A 21,433-nucleotide genomic window follows, 5' to 3' on the forward strand; every position below is an offset into this window, starting at 1 on the left:
ATTTCTTTTTGCATAAAAACTTGTATATGAAAACTGTTTATTTTGATAATGCTGCTACAACCAAAGTGTTGCCTCAAGTCGTAGATGAAATGGCTAAAGTCTTAAATGAAACTTTTGGAAATCCATCTTCCACACATAGTTATGGTCGTAATGCTAAAGCTATTATAGAACAGGCAAGAAAATCAATAGCCAAACAATTAAATGTGTCTTCTTCCGAAATTATTTTTACTTCTGGCGGTACAGAAGCAGATAATCTAGTTTTACAAAGTGCAGTTAGAGATCTTGGTGTAAGGACCATTATTACTACAAAAATTGAGCATCACGCAGTTTTAAATACAGTAAATTATTTGCAGAAAACATTTGAAGTAAAAGTAATTTATTTGAATTTAGATGAAAATGGGCAAATTAATTATACACAGTTAAGCCAATTATTAGAAAGTAAAAGTAATGTTTTAGTAAGCTTAATGCATATTAATAATGAGATTGGTACTATTTTAGACTTAAAAAAAGTTGCAGATTTATGCCAAGCCAATTATGCTTTATTCCATAGTGATACCGTACAATCTATTGGACATTATAACTTAGATTTACAAGACATAAAAGTAGATTTTATTGCAGCTAGTGCGCATAAATTTCATGGACCAAAAGGTGTAGGATTTGCTTTTGTAAGAAAAAATTCTGGACTAAAATCTATAATTTTTGGTGGCGAACAAGAACGTGGTTATCGTGCCGGTACAGAAGCTATACATAACATTGTTGCTTTAAATAAAGCATTTACTTTAGCTTACAGTAATTTAGAACACGATAGTGACTACATAACACAACTAAAAACATATTTTAAAGAGCAATTACTTATAAATTTTCCTGATGTTGAATTTAATGGTGAAAGCGGAAACTTAGGATCAAGCACTTACACTATTTTAAATGTAAGGTTACCATTTCCTCCAGAAAAAACATCAATGATTCAGTTTCAGTTAGATTTAAAAGGCATCGCTTGTTCTAGAGGTAGTGCTTGCCAAAGTGGAAGCACAAAAAAAAGTCATGTATTATCAGAACTTTTAACTAATGAAGAATTAGAAAAACCTTCTTTACGATTTTCTTTAAGTAAATTTAATACAAAAGCAGAAGTTGATTACGTCATAGAAACTTTAAAATCTATCTAAAATCGCATTGTTGTTCTAATATTAAAAACTCTTGGTGTTAAGTAGTTTGGTATTGCGTATTGTCTTTTACTATACACATCTCTTACCCAGGTATTTGTAATAGAGTTTTGTACATTAAACACGTTAAAAATTTCAAATCCTAGAGATAAATCTTTAAAATGTTTTTTCCAACCAGAATTAAATTGCTTGTTTTTATCTACCAAAACAAACTGTAAACCAACATCTGCACGTTTATAATCTGGTAATCTGTTTTGATACACATAAGGATCTGCATAACTTGGTGATCCACCAGGTAAACCAGTATTGTAAACCAAGTTTAAATACATTTTCATGCTTGGAATGTTTGGCACATAATCCTGAAATAATGCTGCAAATTTTAAACGTTGATCTGTAGGACGCGCAATATAACCACGGTTATTTATGTTTTCTTCGGTTTTTAAATATCCAAAACTAAACCAACTTTCTGTACCAGGAACAAACTCGCCATTAAGTCTTAAATCTAAACCGTAGGCAAACGCTTCGGCATTATTATTTGCTCTGTATCTAATTCTTACGTTTTCTAAAGTATAAGGATTTACATCTGTAAGTTTTTTATAATATGCTTCACTTGTAAGTTTAAACGGTCTATCCCATAAACTAAAACTGTAGTCGTTACCAATAACTAAATGAAAAGATTTTTGCGCTTTAACATTAGCTTGAACATTACCATTTCTATCTCTTAATTCTCTGTAAAAAGGAGGCTGATAATATAATCCACCACTAATCCTAAACAGCATATCTTTATCCCAATTAGGCTTTATTGCAAATTGAGCTCTTGGTGAAAACACGCTTTGACTAACACTTGTAGAAGTTGCTTGGTCATTAACTGTCCAACTATGACTTCTTACACCTGCATTGTACCAAACATCGTGTTCTCCAAGCGTACTTCTCTTGCTCCATTGTACGTAAGCTTGTAATCTATTTATTGTTGTATTGTTTCTAGCTCTTACATTTTGGTAAGCTTCTAATGGTCCTTCATAAGGATGATAAGGTTGCTCGTTAAAAGCGTCTGAACTTGGCGGATTTATAGAAAATCCTGCCGAATCTATAACTTCCCATTCTACTAAACGGTCTCTAATATCTTCGTTGGTGTATTTAACAGAAAACCGAACTTCATGTTCGTTTTTAGTATACAATCCTTTTGCTTCAATAGTAGAAATTAATGCGTCTAAATCGTTACGACCATGGTTTAATTGGCTTCCAATTCCTTCAGCAAATTCAACTTCTCCAAAATTTTCGTCACCAATATTACCATTTACTTCACCTAAAGCATACTGTGCTAAGATGTCAAAATATTCTTCTTCTGTGGTATGATATGTAGAGGTTACTAAAGCTAAATCTAGATCTTGATTTACTTTATAAGCTGCACTTAAAGCTCCAAAAAGGGTTATGTAGTTGTCTTTTTCTTGTCCTTGATATTGAACAATTAATGCAAGAGGATTATCTAAAGTACCAAAATTGGTTTGTCTTGTTAAAGGTATGTAGTCGTACTTGTTTAAAGAAGCATTTCCCAAAAAGCTTAATTCTAATTTATCCGATACTCGATAGGAAAAGTAACTTTGTAAATCAGCAAAGGTTGGATTAAAATTAGTTTCGGTTTCTTTAGCATCTACTAACAGGCTATTATCACGATATCTAAGCCCGATAATTCCAGAAAATTTATTGTCTGTACTAGCGGTTTCTACAGCAAGACTTCCACCAAGTAAACTAAGATTTGCCGAAACACCAAAATCGGTAGGTTTTTTATAAGTGATATCTAACACAGATGATAATTTATCACCATATTTTGCTTGAAATCCACCAGCTGAAAATTCGATATTACTAACAAGATCAGAATTTACAAAGCTTAAACCTTCTTGTTGTCCAGATCTAATTAAAAATGGACGATACACTTCTATACCGTTAACGTAAACAAGGTTTTCGTCATAATTTCCGCCTCTTACAGAGTATTGTGTACTTAATTCGTTATTACTACTTACGCCTGGTAAGGTTTTTAAAAGGTTTTCTACACCAGCTTGAGCACCAGGAATTTTTAATAATACTTTAGGCTCTATAGTTACAATACCTTCAACATCTTTTCTTTTTTTACTGTTAATAACTACTGTTGAAATTTGTACAGCATCTACCTTCATTACTGGATTAAACTCTAAGATTTCTCCTTTTTTTAAATTAAAAGTAGCTTCTATGTTTTTATGCGAAACGTGAGAAAATATAATAGTTACATCTGTATTCGCTGGTATTTTTAAACTGAAAAATCCGTTAGAATTAGTTTGTGTTCCAAAGTTTTCGCCTTTAATATTTACAGCATCAATTGGCTGATTGTATTGGTCTAAAATCACACCATTAATGGTAGCGTTTTGAGCTAATAATAGTATTGGAGCTAAGATTAGAAGTAGGCAAGAGGTTAGTTTTAGTTTTTTCAAAAGTATAAATTTATTTACGATGGAAAGTTGCTTCAAAAATAGTACTATTTCCAACATTATCTGTAACAATAACTTTTAAATTGTTATTTGTTTCTTTAACGATATTATCTTTAAAATCGTGTACAAGCATTTTTGTTTTATAGTCATATTCCATTAAAATCCATTTGCCATTTACAGTTGCTCTGTAATTAGAAATGCCAGTTTCTTTATCGTCTATTTTTAATTTTAAAAATCGGTATTTGCTCATCCATTTACCATCGTTAAAATTTACAGGAATTATGGTTGGAGCTACTGTATCTCTAGCCAAACAATACGTACCAAGGTTTTTTGTAGTTGTGTAAAGTGTGTTTTCTTTTCGTTTTGTTGTAGAATAGCTAGGAAAATTGTTCCAACCAACTAATCTAGCAATGTAAAGCTGTTTTAAATCGTCTTCTGTATAGTTTGATACATCATAATTAATGGTGAAGTATTTATTGGCAGCTTTATTGTTTTCGTGAACTTTTACAGTGTCTGATGTAACTTCAAAATCTAAATAAAAGTTATCGTAAAAGGTATGTTTTGGGAAGTTAACACTAATTTTATTTTTCTCGAAACTTAATGCTTCATCTCTATTAATATAGTAAGGTGAAGTAAATTTTTCCTGTTTTTCTATGTGTTCAATGCTATCACCATTAATATTTAATTCGATAAGAGTAGAGTTGCCTTCAAAGTCTTCAATATTAATTTTATAGACATTAGAAATGGTATCGTTAATAATTAAATAACCATCGTCTACAAGGTTATCATACATGCTTAGAGGATTATTGGTGTCTAAAAATAACTTTTGAAGTCGTTCTTTGTCTTCAGAATAATGTGCGTAATCTATTAATCTGTTTAAATGTTTAGTTTCAGCAAACGAAAATCTTTTAAAGTTGATGTTAAAATTTTGCATTCCGTTAATAGTCGAACTAATATTATAAACACCATTTTTATTTGCTGCTAAATCTTGTCTATCTATCGTATTTACTGCAATTCCAATTTTACCAAAAGCATTTATATCTTCAACTTTATAATTTCCGTTTTGTAACGGAATTAATCTTAATTTTTGTTTTAGACTAGATTTATTAACATGAGAATTTTCACCAATTGGATAAGCATAAATACTTTTAACTATTGGTTTTTTTGTGTCTCTTACTTTTAATCCAAAAAGTAAAGGATTTATTGGTCGTTCTTGATTATCTCTAATTTCGAAGTGTAAATGTGGTCCACCAGAACTTCCTGTGTTTCCGGAATAGGCAATAACTTCACCTTTTGTAATAATAAGATTTTGATTGGTTGGGAAAACTTCAACTTCAAAACTTTCTTCAGCATATTGTTTTTGTTTGATAAATGCTTCAATTTTATCAGAAAAACGTTGTAAATGCGCGTAAACTGTAGTGTAACCGTTTGGATGTGTAATATATAACGCTTTACCGTATCCATAATGCGCAATTTTAATCCTGCTTACATAACCGCTAGCAGCAGCAAAAACTTTTAAACCTTCGCGTTGCTTGGTTTTTAGGTCTAATCCAGAATGAAAATGGTTACTTCTTAACTCACCAAAAGTACCAGCAAGAATTAATTCATCTTCTAAAGGTTGAATGAAATAATCTTGAGGATAAATATTTTGAGACTGACTAAAAACTGAAAATAAAAGTAGAATAAAACTAAAATATCGCATAAAAAACATCTTACTGCTAAAATAAAAATAAGTGATTAAATAGCAAATAAAAAACAAAAACCAAGCCATATACTTGATTATAAGTCACTTTTTTAGAAAATGAAATTTTATTAAAAAACAATTGTAAAATAGCAAGGTTTGATTAACTTTGTAAGATAAGTATAGGTATTAGCAGTATGAGTAAAATTGAGGAAATTGTTGAGCATCTAGAAAAAAAAATAAGCAAAGTCTTACAAAGACAGCAAGTTTTAAAACTAGAAAACAAGAAGCTAAAAGACGCTTTACAACAATCTCAATCCAAGTTAGCAGCTAAAGATTTAGAGCTAGACACTTGGGAAGAAAAATACAATACTCTTAAAATGGCAAATACCATACTAGGCAGTGATAATGATAAACGAGAAACAAAGCTCAAAATAAATGCACTAATTAGAGAAATTGACCATTGTATAAGTCAACTATCTAGTTAAAATATAATTAATGGCAGAGACACTAAAAATAAAGTTATCTATAGCAAATAGAGTGTACCCATTAACTATTACACCTAGTCAAGAAGAAGGATTGCGTCTAGCAGCAAAGAAGATAGAGGCTATGATAAAACAGTTTGAGCAAAGCTATTCTGTTAGAGACAAACAAGATGTATTAGCCATGTGTGCATTACAATTTGCTAGTCAAGTAGAACAAAAAGCTTTAGATAAAGAATACGTATCAGAGCATGTAGAAGAAAAGTTAAGCGCTTTAAATACATTACTAGATACACATTTAAGTTTATAAAAAAACGTTCATAACACATAAAATAAGGTTACTGCCTACATTAATTATCTTTTTGAGAAACTCAACGTTAATTCTTTAAAAAGGGTGAGTTTAAATTGTAAAAGCATGCTGCTAATACGTTAAGTATTTGGGCAGATCCTTGATCAATTTGTTAGCCCTAAACTTGTTTTTAAGGAGTTTTTTTCAAAACCCAATTAATGTAGGCTTTTTTATATATATTAATTAATCAACAATGGATAATACAATTTTAATAATTGCAGGAATAGCTATTGGCGCATTAATAGGTTTTATTATTGCAAAAGTTTTAGAAAGAAACAACGCATCAAAACTTATTAAAAGTGCAAAAAAATCGGCAGCAGCTATAGTAAAAGAAGCAAATGCCGAAGGAGAAAGCATAAAAAAAGACAAAATATTACAGGCTAAAGAAAAGTTTTTAGAACTAAAAGCAGAGCATGAAAAAGTAATTTTGTCAAGAGACAAAAAAATGTCTGATGCAGAGAAAAGAATTAGAGATAAAGAGTCTCAACTATCTAGCGAGCTTTCTAAAAACAAAAAATTAAACGCTCAAATAGAAGAGAAATCTGCAGATTTTGATCATCGATTAGAAGTTTTAGACAAAAAACAAGAAGAATTAGACCGACTACACAAAAGTCAAGTAGAACAATTAGAAGTAATTTCTAGTTTATCTGCAGACGAAGCAAAAGCACAATTAGTAGAGTCTTTAAAAGGCGAAGCAAAAAGCGACGCTATGGCTTATATCCAAGATAAAATGGAAGAAGCTAAGTTAACAGCACAACAAGAGGCCAAAAAGATTATAATAAATACTATACAACGTATAGGAACAGAAGAAGCTGTAGATAACTGTGTATCTGTATTTAATATAGAAAGCGATGATGTAAAAGGACGCATTATTGGTCGTGAAGGTAGAAATATTAGAGCGATAGAAGCAGCTACAGGAGTAGAAATTATTGTAGACGATACACCAGAAGCAATCATTTTATCTTGTTTTGATTCGGTTAGAAGAGAAATCGCTAGATTATCTTTACATAAGTTAGTAACAGACGGACGTATACATCCTGCTAGAATTGAAGAAGTTGTAAAGAAAACACAAAAGCAGATAGAGCAGGAGATAATTGAAGTAGGTAAAAGAACCGTTATAGATTTAGGAATTCATGGATTACATCCAGAGTTAATAAAAATGGTAGGACGAATGAAATATCGTTCTTCTTACGGGCAAAACCTTTTACAACACTCTCGTGAAGTTGCAAAACTTTGTGGTGTTATGGCTGCAGAACTTGGATTAAACCCAAAATTAGCTAAAAGAGCTGGACTTTTACATGATATTGGTAAAGTGCCAGATGCAGAAGTAGATATGGAAACACCTCATGCTATTTTGGGTATGCAATGGGCAGAAAAATATGGAGAGAAACCAGATGTTTGTAATGCAATTGGAGCCCATCATGATGAAATAGAAATGAAGTCTTTACTTTCTCCAATAATTCAAGTATGTGATGCAATTTCTGGTGCAAGACCAGGCGCACGTAGACAAGTACTAGACAGTTACATCCAAAGATTAAAAGATTTAGAAGAAATTGCTTTTGGTTTTAGTGGTGTTAAAAAAGCTTACGCTATCCAAGCGGGAAGAGAATTACGTGTTATTGTAGAAAGTGAAAAAGTTAGCGATCAAAATGCTGCAGATCTTTCTTTTAATATATCACAGAAGATACAAACGGATATGACTTATCCTGGTCAAGTTAAAGTTACTGTAATTAGAGAAACAAGAGCGATAAATATTGCTAAATAATTACAGTTAATAATTATAAATAAAAAAATCCAGTTTAGTACTGGATTTTTTTATTGGGTAATGTTATTATAAAAGTTGTTCCTTCATCAACAACGCTTTCTACTTCTATAGTACCGCCATATGCTTCAATTTGGTTTTTTACAAGATATAAACCAACACCTTCAGCATCTGGATTGTTATGAAACGTTTTGTATAGCTCAAACATATGCTTGCCAAACTTATTTAAATCTATACCAATACCATTATCTTTTATTGTGATAACAGTTCTATCTGGTAAACAATCTGAAGCTATTAAGATTTCTGGTATTCTATTTGGATGTTTGTACTTTAATCCATTAGTTATTAAATTCTGAAATATACTATATAAATAAGAACGATTTACAGTTAAATGACAACTATCTTTTACATACACATCTATGACAGCTTCTTTCTCAGAAATCAAATATTCTAAATCTTTTAAAACGCTTTTTATAGTTGATCTAAGGTTTGTTTTTTCAATATCTAGATCAGGCTTAGATTGTACCGAAACTATTTCACTTAGATTATTTATAGTTTTTGATAACGATTTTGAAAGCGTTTTCATGTAATTAAGCATTTCTAGCTTTTCATTTTCACTATCAGCTTCATCATAAAACTCTAATAAACTTTCAAAATTTCCTGCATGTTGTTTTAGATTATGAGTAACAATGTGAGCAAAATTTTGAAGTTTTATGTTCTTTTTACTTACAAGGTCTAAGGTTTCTTTTACCTTTTGTTCATTATTTGCATAATCTGTTATATCTACGTGTGTACCTAGTACTCTTGTAGCTTCACCAAATTTATTTTTTTCAATGTATCTACCTCTATCTAAAACCCATCTATAACTACCATCTTTGTGTAGTACACGATGTTTGTTTTCGTAAATAGGTTTTAAACCATTAACATGATCTTTAAAATCTTGGAAATATTTTTCTCTATCTTCTGGATGTACACGATCATTCCAATCGTTAATATTTTGGCCAAAAGTATCGTCATCTTCGAAGCCTATTATAGCTTTGGATGGTCTAGAAAAGTAAACTTGATTGGTTGCTGCGTTAAAGTCCCAAATACCTACTTTAGAAATTTCTAGAGCAAGTTGCCACTTTACATCTTCAAAATGATTGGTTTCGGAATCTTGCAGAATACCCTTTAATAACTCAGACATAACATAATTTGTTAGGTTACTATCAAGCTCAGTTTAGGGATTCAAATATGTACAAACATAAATATAATTCGTTAACAATCAAAATTTTCAGTTTTAAAACACATTATTTTCTTGGGTGAAAGTTGTTAATAACTTGTGTTAAATGACTTCGGTCTAAATGTGTATAAATTTCGGTAGTTGTTATGCTTTCATGACCAAGCATAAGCTGTATCGCGCGTAAATCTGCGCCATTTTCTAGAAGATGTGTTGCAAAACTATGTCTAAAAGTATGAGGTGAAATGGATTTGTTAAGATTAATTTTTACTGCTAGGTTTTTTACAATTGTAAAAATCATTGCTCTTGTTAATTGGTTGCCTCTTCTGTTTAAAAATAATATATCCTGATCTTTTGGGTTTATCTTAGTATGTATTCTAATTTGATCTTTGTAAATGTTTATGTATTTTTTTGTGTCGTCTACAATTGGTACAAATCTTTGTTTATCACCTTTACCTGTTACATTAATAAACCCTTCTTCAAAAAATAAATCAGAAATTTTTAAGTTGATTAGCTCAGATACACGCAAGCCACAACTATATAAAAGTTCTATTATTGCGCGATTTCTTTCTCCTTGTGGATGGCTTAAATCAATAGCATCTATCAATTTATTGATTTCAACTTCACTTAAAGTATCAGGTATTTTTCTCCCAATTTTAGGCGAATCTATTGTATCTAAAGGATTAGTTTCTCTTAAATTTTCAAAAACTAAATAGTTAAAAAAACCTTTTAATCCAGAAATTAATCTTGATTGTGATCTTGCATTTAATTGTTTTGCAGAAGAATATATAAAATCTTTAATTTCAGTTTTACTTATTGTAATAGGCGTAACAGTTAGATGGTTATCTTCTATGTAGTTTTTAAGTTTATAAATATCTAAAGCATAACTATTAATTGTATTGTCGGACAAACCTCTCTCTAGTTTAAGGTAATTCCTATAATTATTAGATGCTTGTTGCCAATTCATTTGTTTAAGTTATTGATATTTAAAATCTTAAACATAAATTTTTAAGATTTCATAAAAAATTAATTTAAAATACAAGTAAAATATATATTTTGCACAAAATTAATCAATAATCAATAATTAAATTATGAAAAAATTATTACTTACTGCTGTTGCAGTTTTAGGATTATCTACAATGAATGCTCAGGATGATTCAACGTCTCAAACCTCAAAAGGTAAGTGGCTAATTGAAGCTAATACTGGTAATGCTATGTTAGGTAATACAGGTTTTTACTTATCTACATCAGACGGTGTTACATCTTATAACATAGGTCTTGATGGAGGATACTTTATTATGGACGATTTAGCTTTAAAAGCTGGACTAGGTTATGGAGGTGTTTCTACTGATGTAGGTGACACTTCAACATTCTCTTACAGATTAGGAGGTAAATATTATATTAATAGCATGATACCAGTTACTTTAGATTTGACAGGTGCTTCTATTAAAGATGTACAAGAAAATCCTATGTGGTTAGGAATAGGAGCGGGATATGCTTGGTTTATTGGAAATAGTGTTTCTATTGAACCAGGTTTGCGTTATAATCATTCTTTAAACGAGGATTTTACTGATGAAGGAGTTTTCCAATTTAATGTTGGATTTGCATTATATTTTTAATCAGTAACTTAATAAAATGATAGCACCGAAGCATTTGCTTCGGTTTTTTTATACAACCTTTTTTTAATAAATTTTTAACAAATGTTAACTTATTGAAATTTAACATTGTAGGGTTTTTTTTAACTTTTTTTCAAAAAAATCCTTGTCTACATTGATGAAGTCACATACATTTGCCGCCTCAAACAAATTAATGAAATTTTTATTATGAAAAAATTATTTATCGCTGCAACTATCGCTTTATTTGGTTTTACAGCTAATGCACAAGAAGAGCAAACTTTTGGTTTTGCAAATGGAGACGTAATCGTTGAAGGTAACTTAGGTTACAACAATGTAAACGACAAAAACACTGAAGAAAAAACTAATGAGTTTTCTATCAATCCAAAAGCTGGATACTTTGTATCTGACGATTTAGCTGTTGGTATCGAGTTATCTTACAATTCTGCAACTCAAGATGTAGCTGGAACTGAAACTGCTGATTTTTCTGCATTTGGTGCTGGAGTATTTGCTCGTTACTATTTCTTAGATTTAGGAAGCCGTTTTACAACTTACTCTGAGTTAGGATTAGGATTTGCATCTGCTGAAAACAAAATTGCAGACGTAAAATCTAATGGTTTTGGAGCTGGTTTAGGTTTAGGAATTAACTACTTCGTTAAAGAAAACATTGCAATTAACTTTGGTTTAACAGATGTTTTATCTTACAACACTTCTAAAGTTGATGCTGATGGAGCTGAATCTGTAAGCCAATTTAACGCTAACTTAAACGTATTTAACAACTTTTTCCAAACTGCTCAGTTTGGTTTAACTTTCAAGTTCTAATTAAAGTTTTAAATCTAGATATTAAACCGAAGCTTTTGCTTCGGTTTTTTTATGCACTAATTTTTGTAAATTTATAATATGAAAAAAATTATTATTATAAACGGTCCTAATTTAAACTTGCTAGGAAAAAGAGAACCTAACATTTACGGTAGTTTAAGTTTTACCGAATTTATGGACGAAATACAAAATAAATATCCCAACATTACAATAGAACATTTTCAATCTAATATAGAAGGAGAATTAATTGACAAGATACAAGATGTTGGTTTTGATTATGATGGGATTATTCTAAATGCAGCTGCATATACACATACATCTGTTGGTATTGGAGATGCTGTCAAAGCTATAAAAACGCCGGTAGTAGAAGTACATATCTCTAACACCTTTGGAAGAGAAGAATTTAGACATCAATCATTCATTTCGGCTAATGCAAAAGGCGTAATTTTAGGTTTTGGACTACAAAGCTATGAATTAGCCATTCAAAGTTTTATAGATGTTAAATCTATTTAAACGACTTAAATTTTATTCACATATTTTATATTAAAAACAGTTAAAGATTAATCCTTTTGTGTTAAACGATGTTAATGCAACATCTACGATTAGATAAGCGACGTAATTTAGATGTATTAACCAAAAAATTATAACATGAAAAAATTAATTTTATGTGCTGTTGCACTAATTTCTGGATTAACAGTAGCTCAAGCACAATCAGACTCTAAAGCCGTACAATTAGGTATAAAAGGAGGATTAAACTCTTCTACAATTAGTGGTGATGATATAGGAGAACTTAAATCTAGAACAAGCTTTAATGCTGGTTTAGTCGCAGAAATCCCTTTTTCTGAGCGTGTATCTTTTCAACCAGAGGTATTTTATTCTGGGCAAGGATTTGATATCCAAGAAAATGATCAAGACAATATTTTTGATACAGATGATAATGTTGAATATCAATTAGATTACATTCAGGTTCCTTTATTATTAAAAGTCTATTTAGTAGAAGGATTGTCTGTAGAAGCTGGCCCACAATTTGGATTTAAAATTCATGAAGAAATTGATTTTGAACCAAATAACGATGGTGGAGATATAGAAATAGACAGTAACGATTCTAATGTAAAAGATTTAGATACTGGAATTGCATTAGGTACTGCTTATAAATTTGATAACGGATTCTTTTTAAGTGGAAGATATACATTTGGGCTAACTAACATTTTTGAAGACGGAACTGCTTTTGAAAATGTAGATGCAAAAAATAATGTATGGCAATTTGGCTTAGGATTTATGTTTTAAACCTAATTATAAGATATAAAAAAAGGTTCGTGATGAGTATCTCGAACCTTTTTTTTATTATTGATAAGTGATGTTACCAATCATTGTCGTCTTTTGTAGGCTTAAATATTAATGATAATTTTTCATCTAAACCTTGCAACATAGATGTTACAGATTTTCCTTTTTTAATTTCATTTTTATTATTTAAAGCGTACTTACTTAATGTTGCTGGAATCACTTTTTCCTTTGCTAAAACATTTCCTTTTAAGCTTTGAAATACTATATTAACTACTGTTACTCGTATTCTATTCTCTTTAAATTCTATAATTAAAGATCCTTTTGTTGGTCTTTTAGAATAGACAGGATATTTAGATCCTTTAAGTTGTATATTATTAAATTCTCCTAAAATTTGTCCATATTCAGATTTGATATTAGACGTTTTTTCTCTTTTTAGTAATGAATTTACATAATTACTAGAGTCTTTAATGGTGTAGGTTTTTTGCCAGATTAATTCATTATGTTCATTTAATTTAAAATAATGATTGTCTTCTTGAGCGTAAACTAATCCACTAACGAATAAAAATAGAATTAATAAATATTTCATCTTATAAATGTATTACCTCATCATAAGCATCTGCAACTGCTTCCATAACAGCTTCACTCATTGTAGGATGTGGATGTACTGCTTTTAATACTTCATGACCAGTAGTTTCTAATTTTCTACCTAATACAGCTTCTGCAATCATATCTGTTACGCCAGCACCAATCATGTGACAACCTAACCATTCACCGTATTTAGCGTCAAAAATTACTTTTACAAATCCGTCTTTATTTCCACCAGCACTTGCTTTTCCAGATGCAGAAAATGGGAATTTTCCAACTTTAATATCTATTCCTTTATCTTTTGCTTGTTGCTCTGTTAATCCAACACTAGCAACTTCTGGAGAACAGTATGTACATCCTGGTATATTACCGTAGTCTAATTTTTCTACATGCTGACCAGCAATTTTTTCTACACATAAAATACCTTCTGCAGAAGCAACGTGTGCTAATGCTTGACCTGGTGTAACATCACCAATTGCGTAGTATCCTGGGATATTTGTTTGATAGTAATCGTTAACTAATATTTTATCTCTATCTACTGCAATACCAACATCTTCTAAACCAATGTTTTCTATGTTTGTTTTAATACCAACAGCGCTTAATACGATGTCTGCTTCAAGTACTTCTTCACCTTTTTTAGTTTTAACTGTAGCTTTTACTCCAGTTCCTGAAGTATCTACTTTAGTAACTTCGGCAGAAGTCATAATATTAATACCGTTTTTCTTAAACGATTTTTCTAATTGTTTAGAAACGTCTGCGTCTTCAACAGGAACAATTCTGTCCATATATTCAACGATAGTGACTTCAGTTCCCATAGAGTTGTATACATAAGCAAACTCTACACCTATAGCACCAGAACCTACAACAATCATCTTTTTTGGTTGTTCTTTTAAGGTCATTGCTTCACGGTAACCAATTACTTTTTTACCATCTTGAGGTAAGCTTGGTAACTCACGACTGCGTGCTCCTGTAGCAACAATAATATGATCTGCGCTATATTCTTTACCGTCAACATCAACTTTTTTACCTGGTTTTAATTTTCCAAAGCCATTAATAACGTCAATTTTATTTTTTTTCATTAAAAATTGAACACCTTTACTCATACCTTCAGCAACACCACGACTACGTTTAATTACGGCGTCAAAATCTGCTTCAGCTTCTTTTACTTTTAAACCGTATTCTTCTGCATGTTTTAAATATTCAAAAACTTGAGCAGATTTAATTAAAGCTTTAGTAGGAATACATCCCCAATTTAAACATACACCACCTAAATTTTCTTTTTCTACAACTGCAGTTTTAAAACCTAATTGTGATGCTCTAATTGCTGTAACGTATCCGCCTGGACCACTTCCAAGTACTATTATATCGTATTTACTCATTATAAAATGTTTTGTCGTTTTAAAGAAGGTACGAATTTACAAAATCGTATTTGAATAAAGAATTTTTACAACCGCAAAAATTATATCTTTTACTACCTTTGTAACGCAAGATTACATTTATGAATATACCAAAATCCTGTTTTCCTAGAGTTGTAATAATTGGTGGTGGATTTGCCGGAATTGCTCTAGCTAAAAAATTATCTAAAAAAGAACTTCAAGTTGTACTTTTAGATAAACATAATTATCATAATTTTCAGCCTTTATTATATCAAGTATCTACTGGAGGATTAGAGCCAGACTCAATTGCTTATCCAATAAGAAAGGTGTTAAAAGACTTTCCTAATTTTTATTTTAGATTAGCTAATGTTTCAGAAATAAATACTGAAAAAAATAAAGTTATTACAGACATAGGTAATCTTAAATTTGATTATTTAGTAGTTGCATCTGGATCTAAAACCAACTTTTTTGAGAATGCTTCCATAGAGGCTAATAGTATGGAAATGAAAACTATACCGCAATCTTTAAATTTAAGAAGTTTAATTCTTGAAAATTTTGAAGAGGCATTATTAACTTCAGATTTAAATGAACGTAACGCTTTAATGAATTTTGTAATTGTTGGAGCAGGACCAACAGGAGTAGAATTAGCTGGTGCTTTAGCCGAAATAAAAAAAGGGATTTTACCGAAAGATTATCCAGATTTAGACACAAGAAATGTACAGATAAATTTGATACAATCTGGCGATAAAATTTTAAAAGCAATGAGTGAGCAAGCGTCACACAAAGCAGAAGATTTTTTAGAAAAGTTAGGTGTTCAAATCTGGAAAAATGTAAGAGTAACAGGTTATGATGGTAAAGTAGTAACCACTAATAGTGACTTAACTTTTGAAACAGCAACGGTTATTTGGGCAGCAGGAGTTAAAGGTGCTACAATTAAAGGCTTAGATGGAGAACAATTTGTGTCTAGAAGTCAAAGAGTTTTGGTAAACCAATTTAATCAAGTTAATGGATTTAATCACATTTTTGCAATTGGTGATATTGCACAAATGTCTACCGAAACTTTGCCACATGGTCATCCAATGATGGCGCAACCTGCAATACAACAAGGTAAACATTTAGGAGATAATTTATTACGTTTAATAGAAAACAAGCCGCTTATTCCTTTTAAATACAAAGATAAAGGTAGTATGGCAACAGTTGGTCGTAATAAAGCTGTAGTAGATTTACCTAAATTTAAATTTCAAGGTGTGTTTGCTTGGTTTGTTTGGATGTTTGTACACTTATTTTTCTTAATTGGTTTTAGAAACAGAATGGTAGTTTTTATAAACTGGGTTTATAACTACGTAAGATTTGATCGTGAGGCACGATTAATTATAAGACCGTTTAAGAAAAAACTTAAATCTTAATTAGAACTGGGCTTAAAATTTAATGCAACACCATTTATACAATGTCTTTTACCTGTGGTATTTTTTGGTCCATCGTTAAATACATGACCTAAATGTCCGCCACAAGTTGCGCAATGTTCTTCGGTTCTAGCATAACCTAAATCATAATCTGTACTAAAGGCAACATTGCCTTTTATTTCTTGATCAAAACTAGGCCAACCTGTACCAGAATCAAATTTATTTTCGCTTTTAAAAAGTGGTGTGTTGCAAGCAGCACATAGAAATGTACCTTCTCTGTGTTCGTCGTTTAAAGGACTAGAAAATACACGTTCTGTACCAGCTTCTCTTAGTACATAATATTCCATATCGCTAAGCTCTGCTTTCCATTGAGCTTCAGTTTTAGTAACTGGATAATTTTTGGTTTTTTCTTTGTCTTGTCCTTTAGATTTACAACTAAAAACTATTGTAATTAAAAATAATAAGGTTAACTTTTTCATAGCAAATTTTATTTAATAGTCTATAAAGTTAACGATAACTTACAAAAAGTTGGTTAATCATTTCTTAAATCTAAAAGTTAGAGTAACTGCTTATTTTTTTCTACTTTTAAATAATTTAACAGAATTTATTAATGAAGATTATTCATGTAAGTGCAGAGTGTTATCCAATTGCTAAAATAGGCGGTTTGGCAGATGTTGTTGGAGCATTACCAAAATATCAACAAGATAAAAATACGATTAGTGAAGTAATAATGCCGCTTTACGATAATTCATTTACAAACGACAACAGTTTTGAAACGATATATAATAGTCAGATAATTTTTGGTGAAACTACAGTTAATTATAGTATTGTAAAACTAGAAAACTCTACGTTGCAATTTCCTGTTTATTGTGTAAACATTCCTGAATATCTTTATAAAACTTATGTGTATTCTAATGATGATGTAGATAGATTTTTACTGTTTCAAATAGCTGCTTTAGATTGGATTTTAACATTACAACAAAAGCCAAATGTTATACATTGTCATGATCACCATACAGGATTAATTCCTTTTATGCTTCAAGAGTGTTTTAAATACAAGGAATTAAATACAATTCCTGTCGTGACAACAATACATAATGCCCAATACCAAGGTTGGTTTGGTTATGATAAGCTACATTTAATACCAAAGTTTAATTTGGATAATATTGGTTTATTAGATTGGGATAATTGTATTAATCCTTTGGCAACAGCCATAAAATGTGCATGGCGTGTAACTACTGTGTCACCTACATATATGGAAGAATTAAAAGTTGAAGCTAATGGATTACAACATCTTTTAAATCATGAATCTAAAAAATGTGTAGGTATTTTAAATGGTATAGACACAACGGTTTGGAATCCAGAAACCGATAATTTTTTAAATTACAATTACAATATTTCTAATCTAGAAAAAGGAAAAGCAGCCAATAAAGAAGCTTTATGTAAGCAATTTAATTTAGATTATGATAAACCATTATTTGCATTTATTGGCAGACTTGTAGGCGAAAAAGGAGCCGATGTATTACCCTTTGCATTAGAAAAAGCATTAGAAAATAATGATTGTAGTGTAATAGTTTTAGGTTCTGGTTTTGAAAACATTCAAAACCATTTATCATTTTTAAAATCTAAGTACGAAGGTCGTTATAATGTGTTTATTGGTTATGATGAAGCGCTTTCACATCAAATTTACGCATCTGCAGACTTTTTATTAATGCCTTCTAGAGTAGAACCTTGTGGATTAAATCAATTATACGCGTTACGTTATGGTACAATTCCTATAGTTAGAAATGTTGGAGGATTAAAAGATACGGTTAAGGATATAAGTCAACTAAATGGGTTTGGTATTTGTCATAATCATGTATCTGTAGATAATATATATAATGCAATGTTAAGAGGTATAAATCTTTTTGATAAAACAACTACCTTTAAATCTATAAGAAAGTTAATTATGCAAAAAGACCATTCGTGGTTTGTTTCTGCAAAAGCATATAAAACCTTATACAAATCCATTAAATAGCTAAAGTATGAACAACAAAGTATTATCTATAATCTTAGGTGGCGGACAAGGCTCTAGATTATATCCTTTAACAGACACAAGATCCAAACCAGCTGTACCAATTGCTGGTAAATACAGATTGGTGGATATTCCAATTTCTAATTGTATAAATTCTGGAATAAAAAGGATGTATGTATTAACACAGTTTAATTCGGCATCATTAAATAGGCATATAAAAAACACCTATCATTTTAGCTTTTTTAGTTCGGCTTTTGTAGATGTTTTAGCTGCAGAACAAACACCGCAAAATAACACATGGTTTCAAGGTACAGCAGATGCGGTAAGACAAAGTATGCATCATTTTTTACAACACGATTTTGAGTATGCATTAATCCTATCTGGTGACCAATTGTATCATATGGATTATAAAAAAATGGTACAACAACATATAGATAATAATTCAGATATTACCATAGGTACAGTTCCTGTAAAAGAAAAAGAAGCACCAGCATTTGGAATTTTAAAAACAGATAACGACAATAATATTACTTCGTTTATAGAAAAACCAAATGCAAGTTTATTACCAGAATGGACATCACCTGTTAGTGATGAAATGAAAGCTGAAGGTAGAAACCATCTTGGATCTATGGGAATTTATGTGTTTAATAGACAATTGCTAATAGATTTAATGAATGACGAATCTACAGTAGATTTTGGTAAAGAAATCATACCGCAATCCATTGGTAAATTAAAAGTTTCTAGTTATCAATTTGAAGGCTATTGGACGGATATAGGTAATATAGATTCGTTTTTTGAAGCTAATATTGGTCTTACAGACGATATTCCAAAATTCAATTTATACGACACAGAACAACGTGTATATACAAGAGCAAGGATATTACCAACTTCAAAAATATCTGGAACTCAATTAAATAAAGCAGTAATAGCTGAAGGTTGCCTGATTCATGCAGAAAAAATCGAAAAATCTGTAATTGGTGTTCGATCAAGAATTGGTAAAGGCTCTGTAATTACTAACACATATATGATGGGATCTGATACTTACGAATCTTTAGAAGAAATTGAAAAAAATAAAATTGAAATTCTTGTAGGTATTGGCGAAAACTGTCATATAAATAATGCCATTATTGATAAAAATTGTCGTGTTGGAGATAATGTAACTATTAATGGAGGAAAGCATTTAGAAGATACCGAAACATCAACCTATGTCATAAAAGATGGCATTGTAGTGCTTAAAAAAGGCGCAATAATACCTAATGGATTTTCAATTTAATGTCACAAGTACAGCCACATTCGTTATTTACAGATTTAGACATTTATTTGTTTAAAAATGGTACGCATTACAAACTTTACGAAAAGTTTGGTTCGCACGTAATAACTTTAAATGGAGTAGAAGGTACTTATTTTGCTGTTTGGGCACCAAGTGCAAAACAAGTTTCTGTTGTAGGAGACTTTAACTATTGGGAAGACGGTTTACATACATTAAATGTAAGATGGGACGAAAGTGGAATTTGGGAAGGATTTATACCAAATATCAAAGCAGGAGAAAAGTATAAATATAAAATCCATAGCACTATAGATGATCAAGTCACAGAAAAAGCAGATCCTTTTGCAAAACAATCGGAATTACCTCCAAAAACAGCATCTATAGTTAGTCAAAGTCATTATAAGTGGCAGGATAAACCATGGATGTTAAAAAGAAAAAAGGCTAATGCTTTAGATGCTCCATTTTCTATTTACGAAGTACATTTAGGATCATGGCGAAGACACATAGAAGATAATAGCTATTTATCTTATTCAGAATTAGCATATCAACTAGTTAATTATGTAAAAGAATTAAATTTTACGCACGTACAATTTATGCCAATTATGGAATATCCTTACGATCCAAGTTGGGGATATCAAATAACGGGTTATTTTTCTGCAACATCTAGATTTGGTTCACCAGAAGAATTAAAATTTTTAATAGACAAATTCCATGAAAATAATATAGGTGTCATATTAGATTGGGTTCCTTCACATTTTCCTGAAGATAAACACGGTTTAGGTAATTTTGACGGATCTCATTTATATGAACATCCAGATCCTAAAAAAGGTTATCATCCAGATTGGAAAAGCTTAATTTTTAATTATGGACGTAATGAAGTAAAATCGTTTTTAATAAGTAATGCATTATTTTGGTTAGATCAATTTCATGTAGATGGATTAAGAGTAGATGCTGTAGCGTCCATGCTTTATTTAGATTATAGTAGAAATGAAGGCGAATGGAATCCTAATCAATTTGGTGGAAGAGAAAATTTAGAAGCTATACAATTTATTAAAGAATTAAATCAAGCAATTTATAAGGAATTTCCTGACGTACAAACAATTGCAGAAGAGTCTACTGCATTTCCTGGTGTTTCTAAACCAGTGTTTTTAGGCGGATTAGGTTTTGGAATGAAATGGATGATGGGTTGGATGCACGATACGCTACAATATTTTTCTAAAGCACCAATTTATAGAAAACACCATCAAAACGAAATTACTTTTTCTTTAACCTATGCGTTTACAGAAAATTTTACCTTACCATTAAGTCACGATGAAGTCGTCTATGGTAAAAAATCTTTAGTAAGTAAAATGCCTGGAGACGACTGGCAAAAATTTGCAAATCTAAGGTTATTATACAGCTATATGTATACTCATCCTGGAGCAAAATTATTATTTCAAGGTGGTGAATTTGCACAACATGACGAGTGGAATTACAGTAAAAGTTTAGATTGGCATCTTACTCAATTTAATTCGCATAATGGCATACAAAAGCTAATTGCAGATTTAAACACATTATATAAACAAGAAAAAGCGTTACACGAATTACAATTTGATGCCAAAGGTTTTGAATGGATAGATTATAACGATGCCGAAAACTCTGTTATTAGCTACATAAGAAAAGGAAAATCAAATAAAGACTCGCTAATTGTAATTTGTAATATGACGCCTGTACCAAGACTAGATTATAGATTAGGTGTACCTAAAAAAGGTGTATTAAAACAACTATTTAATAGTGATGATAAAATATATGATGGTACAGGAAATTATTCAAATTTAACTATAAAAACACAATCCAAAAGCTGGCATTATAAAAAAGAATCGGTACAAATAAATTTACCGCCTTTAGCAGTGTTAGTTTTTAATTATCAATAAGTTAAAAAAGTAAATTACGCAATCGTTATAGTTAATAACTACTA

Annotated in this window: 19 protein-coding genes and 1 other RNA gene; 13 read left to right on the plus strand and 7 right to left on the minus strand. The window is 30.6% G+C overall.

What is annotated here, in order from left to right:
- Positions 1–26 precede the first annotated feature (26 nt).
- Positions 27–1,163, plus strand: a complete 1,137-nt coding sequence (locus IFB02_RS11735; protein WP_106688532.1) for a cysteine desulfurase family protein — start codon at positions 27–29, stop codon at positions 1,161–1,163.
- Here IFB02_RS11735 and IFB02_RS11740 read toward each other — a convergent pair.
- Complete coding sequence (locus IFB02_RS11740) at positions 1,160–3,625, minus strand: TonB-dependent receptor (protein ID WP_370520686.1); 2,466 nt, start codon at positions 3,623–3,625, stop codon at positions 1,160–1,162. The genes IFB02_RS11735 and IFB02_RS11740 overlap by 4 nt on opposite strands.
- Before the next feature lie 10 nt (positions 3,626–3,635).
- Positions 3,636–5,324 carry a M23 family metallopeptidase gene (locus IFB02_RS11745; RefSeq protein WP_191072790.1) on the minus strand — a complete coding sequence of 563 codons (1,689 nt, stop codon included), beginning with the start codon at positions 5,322–5,324 and terminating at the stop codon, positions 3,636–3,638.
- A 176-nt stretch (positions 5,325–5,500) separates the two neighbouring features.
- Here IFB02_RS11745 and IFB02_RS11750 point away from each other — a divergent pair, with 176 nt between their 5' ends.
- The 4 genes from IFB02_RS11750 to rny all read left to right on the plus strand — a co-directional run bounded on the left by IFB02_RS11750 (position 5,501) and on the right by rny (position 7,899).
- Positions 5,501–5,791: a hypothetical protein gene (locus IFB02_RS11750; protein WP_191072791.1), complete on the plus strand. Its 291-nt coding sequence runs from the start codon at positions 5,501–5,503 to the stop codon at positions 5,789–5,791.
- 10 nt (positions 5,792–5,801) lie between these two features.
- Positions 5,802–6,095 (plus strand): cell division protein ZapA, encoded by a 294-nt coding sequence (locus IFB02_RS11755; protein ID WP_191072792.1) that lies wholly within the window; start codon positions 5,802–5,804, stop codon positions 6,093–6,095.
- Positions 6,096–6,154: 59 nt separating this feature from the next.
- Positions 6,155–6,275, plus strand: a non-coding RNA gene (gene ssrS, locus IFB02_RS11760) — 6S RNA.
- 52 nt (positions 6,276–6,327) lie between these two features.
- Complete coding sequence (gene rny, locus IFB02_RS11765) at positions 6,328–7,899, plus strand: ribonuclease Y (RefSeq protein WP_106688536.1); 1,572 nt, start codon at positions 6,328–6,330, stop codon at positions 7,897–7,899.
- Between the two features lie 34 nt (positions 7,900–7,933).
- Here rny and IFB02_RS11770 read toward each other — a convergent pair whose 3' ends face one another.
- Positions 7,934–9,082 (minus strand): sensor histidine kinase, encoded by a 1,149-nt coding sequence (locus IFB02_RS11770; protein ID WP_106688537.1) that lies wholly within the window; start codon positions 9,080–9,082, stop codon positions 7,934–7,936.
- Positions 9,083–9,185: 103 nt separating this feature from the next.
- Positions 9,186–10,082, minus strand: coding sequence for a site-specific tyrosine recombinase XerD (gene xerD, locus IFB02_RS11775; protein WP_191072793.1), 897 nt, complete (start codon positions 10,080–10,082; stop codon positions 9,186–9,188).
- 124 nt (positions 10,083–10,206) lie between these two features.
- Here xerD and IFB02_RS11780 point away from each other — a divergent pair, with 124 nt between their 5' ends.
- The 4 genes from IFB02_RS11780 to IFB02_RS11795 all read left to right on the plus strand — a co-directional run bounded on the left by IFB02_RS11780 (position 10,207) and on the right by IFB02_RS11795 (position 12,834).
- Positions 10,207–10,734 (plus strand): hypothetical protein, encoded by a 528-nt coding sequence (locus IFB02_RS11780; RefSeq protein ID WP_106688539.1) that lies wholly within the window; start codon positions 10,207–10,209, stop codon positions 10,732–10,734.
- Positions 10,735–10,938: 204 nt separating this feature from the next.
- Entirely contained in the window at positions 10,939–11,550 is a 612-nt protein-coding gene (locus IFB02_RS11785) for an outer membrane beta-barrel protein (RefSeq protein WP_191072794.1), read from the plus strand.
- Between the two features lie 78 nt (positions 11,551–11,628).
- A complete protein-coding gene (gene aroQ / locus IFB02_RS11790) occupies positions 11,629–12,060 on the plus strand; it encodes a type II 3-dehydroquinate dehydratase (protein ID WP_191072795.1) in 432 nt (143 codons plus the stop codon).
- Between the two features lie 135 nt (positions 12,061–12,195).
- Positions 12,196–12,834 carry a porin family protein gene (locus IFB02_RS11795; RefSeq protein WP_191072796.1) on the plus strand — a complete coding sequence of 213 codons (639 nt, stop codon included), beginning with the start codon at positions 12,196–12,198 and terminating at the stop codon, positions 12,832–12,834.
- A 73-nt stretch (positions 12,835–12,907) separates the two neighbouring features.
- On the opposite strand, the gene IFB02_RS11800 is transcribed toward IFB02_RS11795, so the two are convergent.
- Together IFB02_RS11800 and lpdA are read right to left on the minus strand one after the other, a co-directional pair.
- Positions 12,908–13,417, minus strand: coding sequence for a hypothetical protein (locus tag IFB02_RS11800; RefSeq protein ID WP_191072797.1), 510 nt, complete (start codon positions 13,415–13,417; stop codon positions 12,908–12,910).
- A 1-nt stretch (position 13,418) separates the two neighbouring features.
- On the minus strand, positions 13,419–14,795 hold the full coding sequence (gene lpdA, locus IFB02_RS11805) for a dihydrolipoyl dehydrogenase (RefSeq protein ID WP_191072798.1): 1,377 nt from the start codon (positions 14,793–14,795) through the stop codon (positions 13,419–13,421).
- A 119-nt stretch (positions 14,796–14,914) separates the two neighbouring features.
- On the opposite strand from lpdA, the gene IFB02_RS11810 reads away from it, so the two are divergent.
- On the plus strand, positions 14,915–16,198 hold the full coding sequence (locus IFB02_RS11810) for an NAD(P)/FAD-dependent oxidoreductase (RefSeq protein WP_191072799.1): 1,284 nt from the start codon (positions 14,915–14,917) through the stop codon (positions 16,196–16,198).
- Here the strand turns inward: IFB02_RS11810 and msrB are convergent.
- On the minus strand, positions 16,195–16,674 hold the full coding sequence (gene msrB, locus IFB02_RS11815) for a peptide-methionine (R)-S-oxide reductase MsrB (RefSeq protein WP_106688545.1): 480 nt from the start codon (positions 16,672–16,674) through the stop codon (positions 16,195–16,197). The two genes, IFB02_RS11810 and msrB, sit on opposite strands and share 4 nt — an antisense overlap.
- 131 nt (positions 16,675–16,805) lie before the next feature.
- Between msrB and IFB02_RS11820 the strand changes: the two genes are divergently transcribed.
- From IFB02_RS11820 to glgB, 3 genes are read left to right on the plus strand one after another with little or no spacing between them, the layout of a single operon-like run.
- Positions 16,806–18,212, plus strand: coding sequence for a glycogen synthase (locus tag IFB02_RS11820; protein WP_106688546.1), 1,407 nt, complete (start codon positions 16,806–16,808; stop codon positions 18,210–18,212).
- A 7-nt stretch (positions 18,213–18,219) separates the two neighbouring features.
- Complete coding sequence (locus IFB02_RS11825; RefSeq protein ID WP_106688547.1) at positions 18,220–19,482, plus strand: glucose-1-phosphate adenylyltransferase; 1,263 nt, start codon at positions 18,220–18,222, stop codon at positions 19,480–19,482.
- A complete protein-coding gene (gene glgB / locus IFB02_RS11830) occupies positions 19,482–21,389 on the plus strand; it encodes a 1,4-alpha-glucan branching protein GlgB (protein ID WP_106688548.1) in 1,908 nt (635 codons plus the stop codon). The genes IFB02_RS11825 and glgB overlap by 1 nt, the downstream gene beginning before the upstream one ends.
- Positions 21,390–21,433: the final 44 nt, after the last annotated feature.

The sequence above is a fragment of the Mesoflavibacter profundi genome, assembly GCF_014764305.1.
Taxonomy (GTDB): Bacteria; Bacteroidota; Bacteroidia; order Flavobacteriales; family Flavobacteriaceae; genus Mesoflavibacter; species Mesoflavibacter profundi.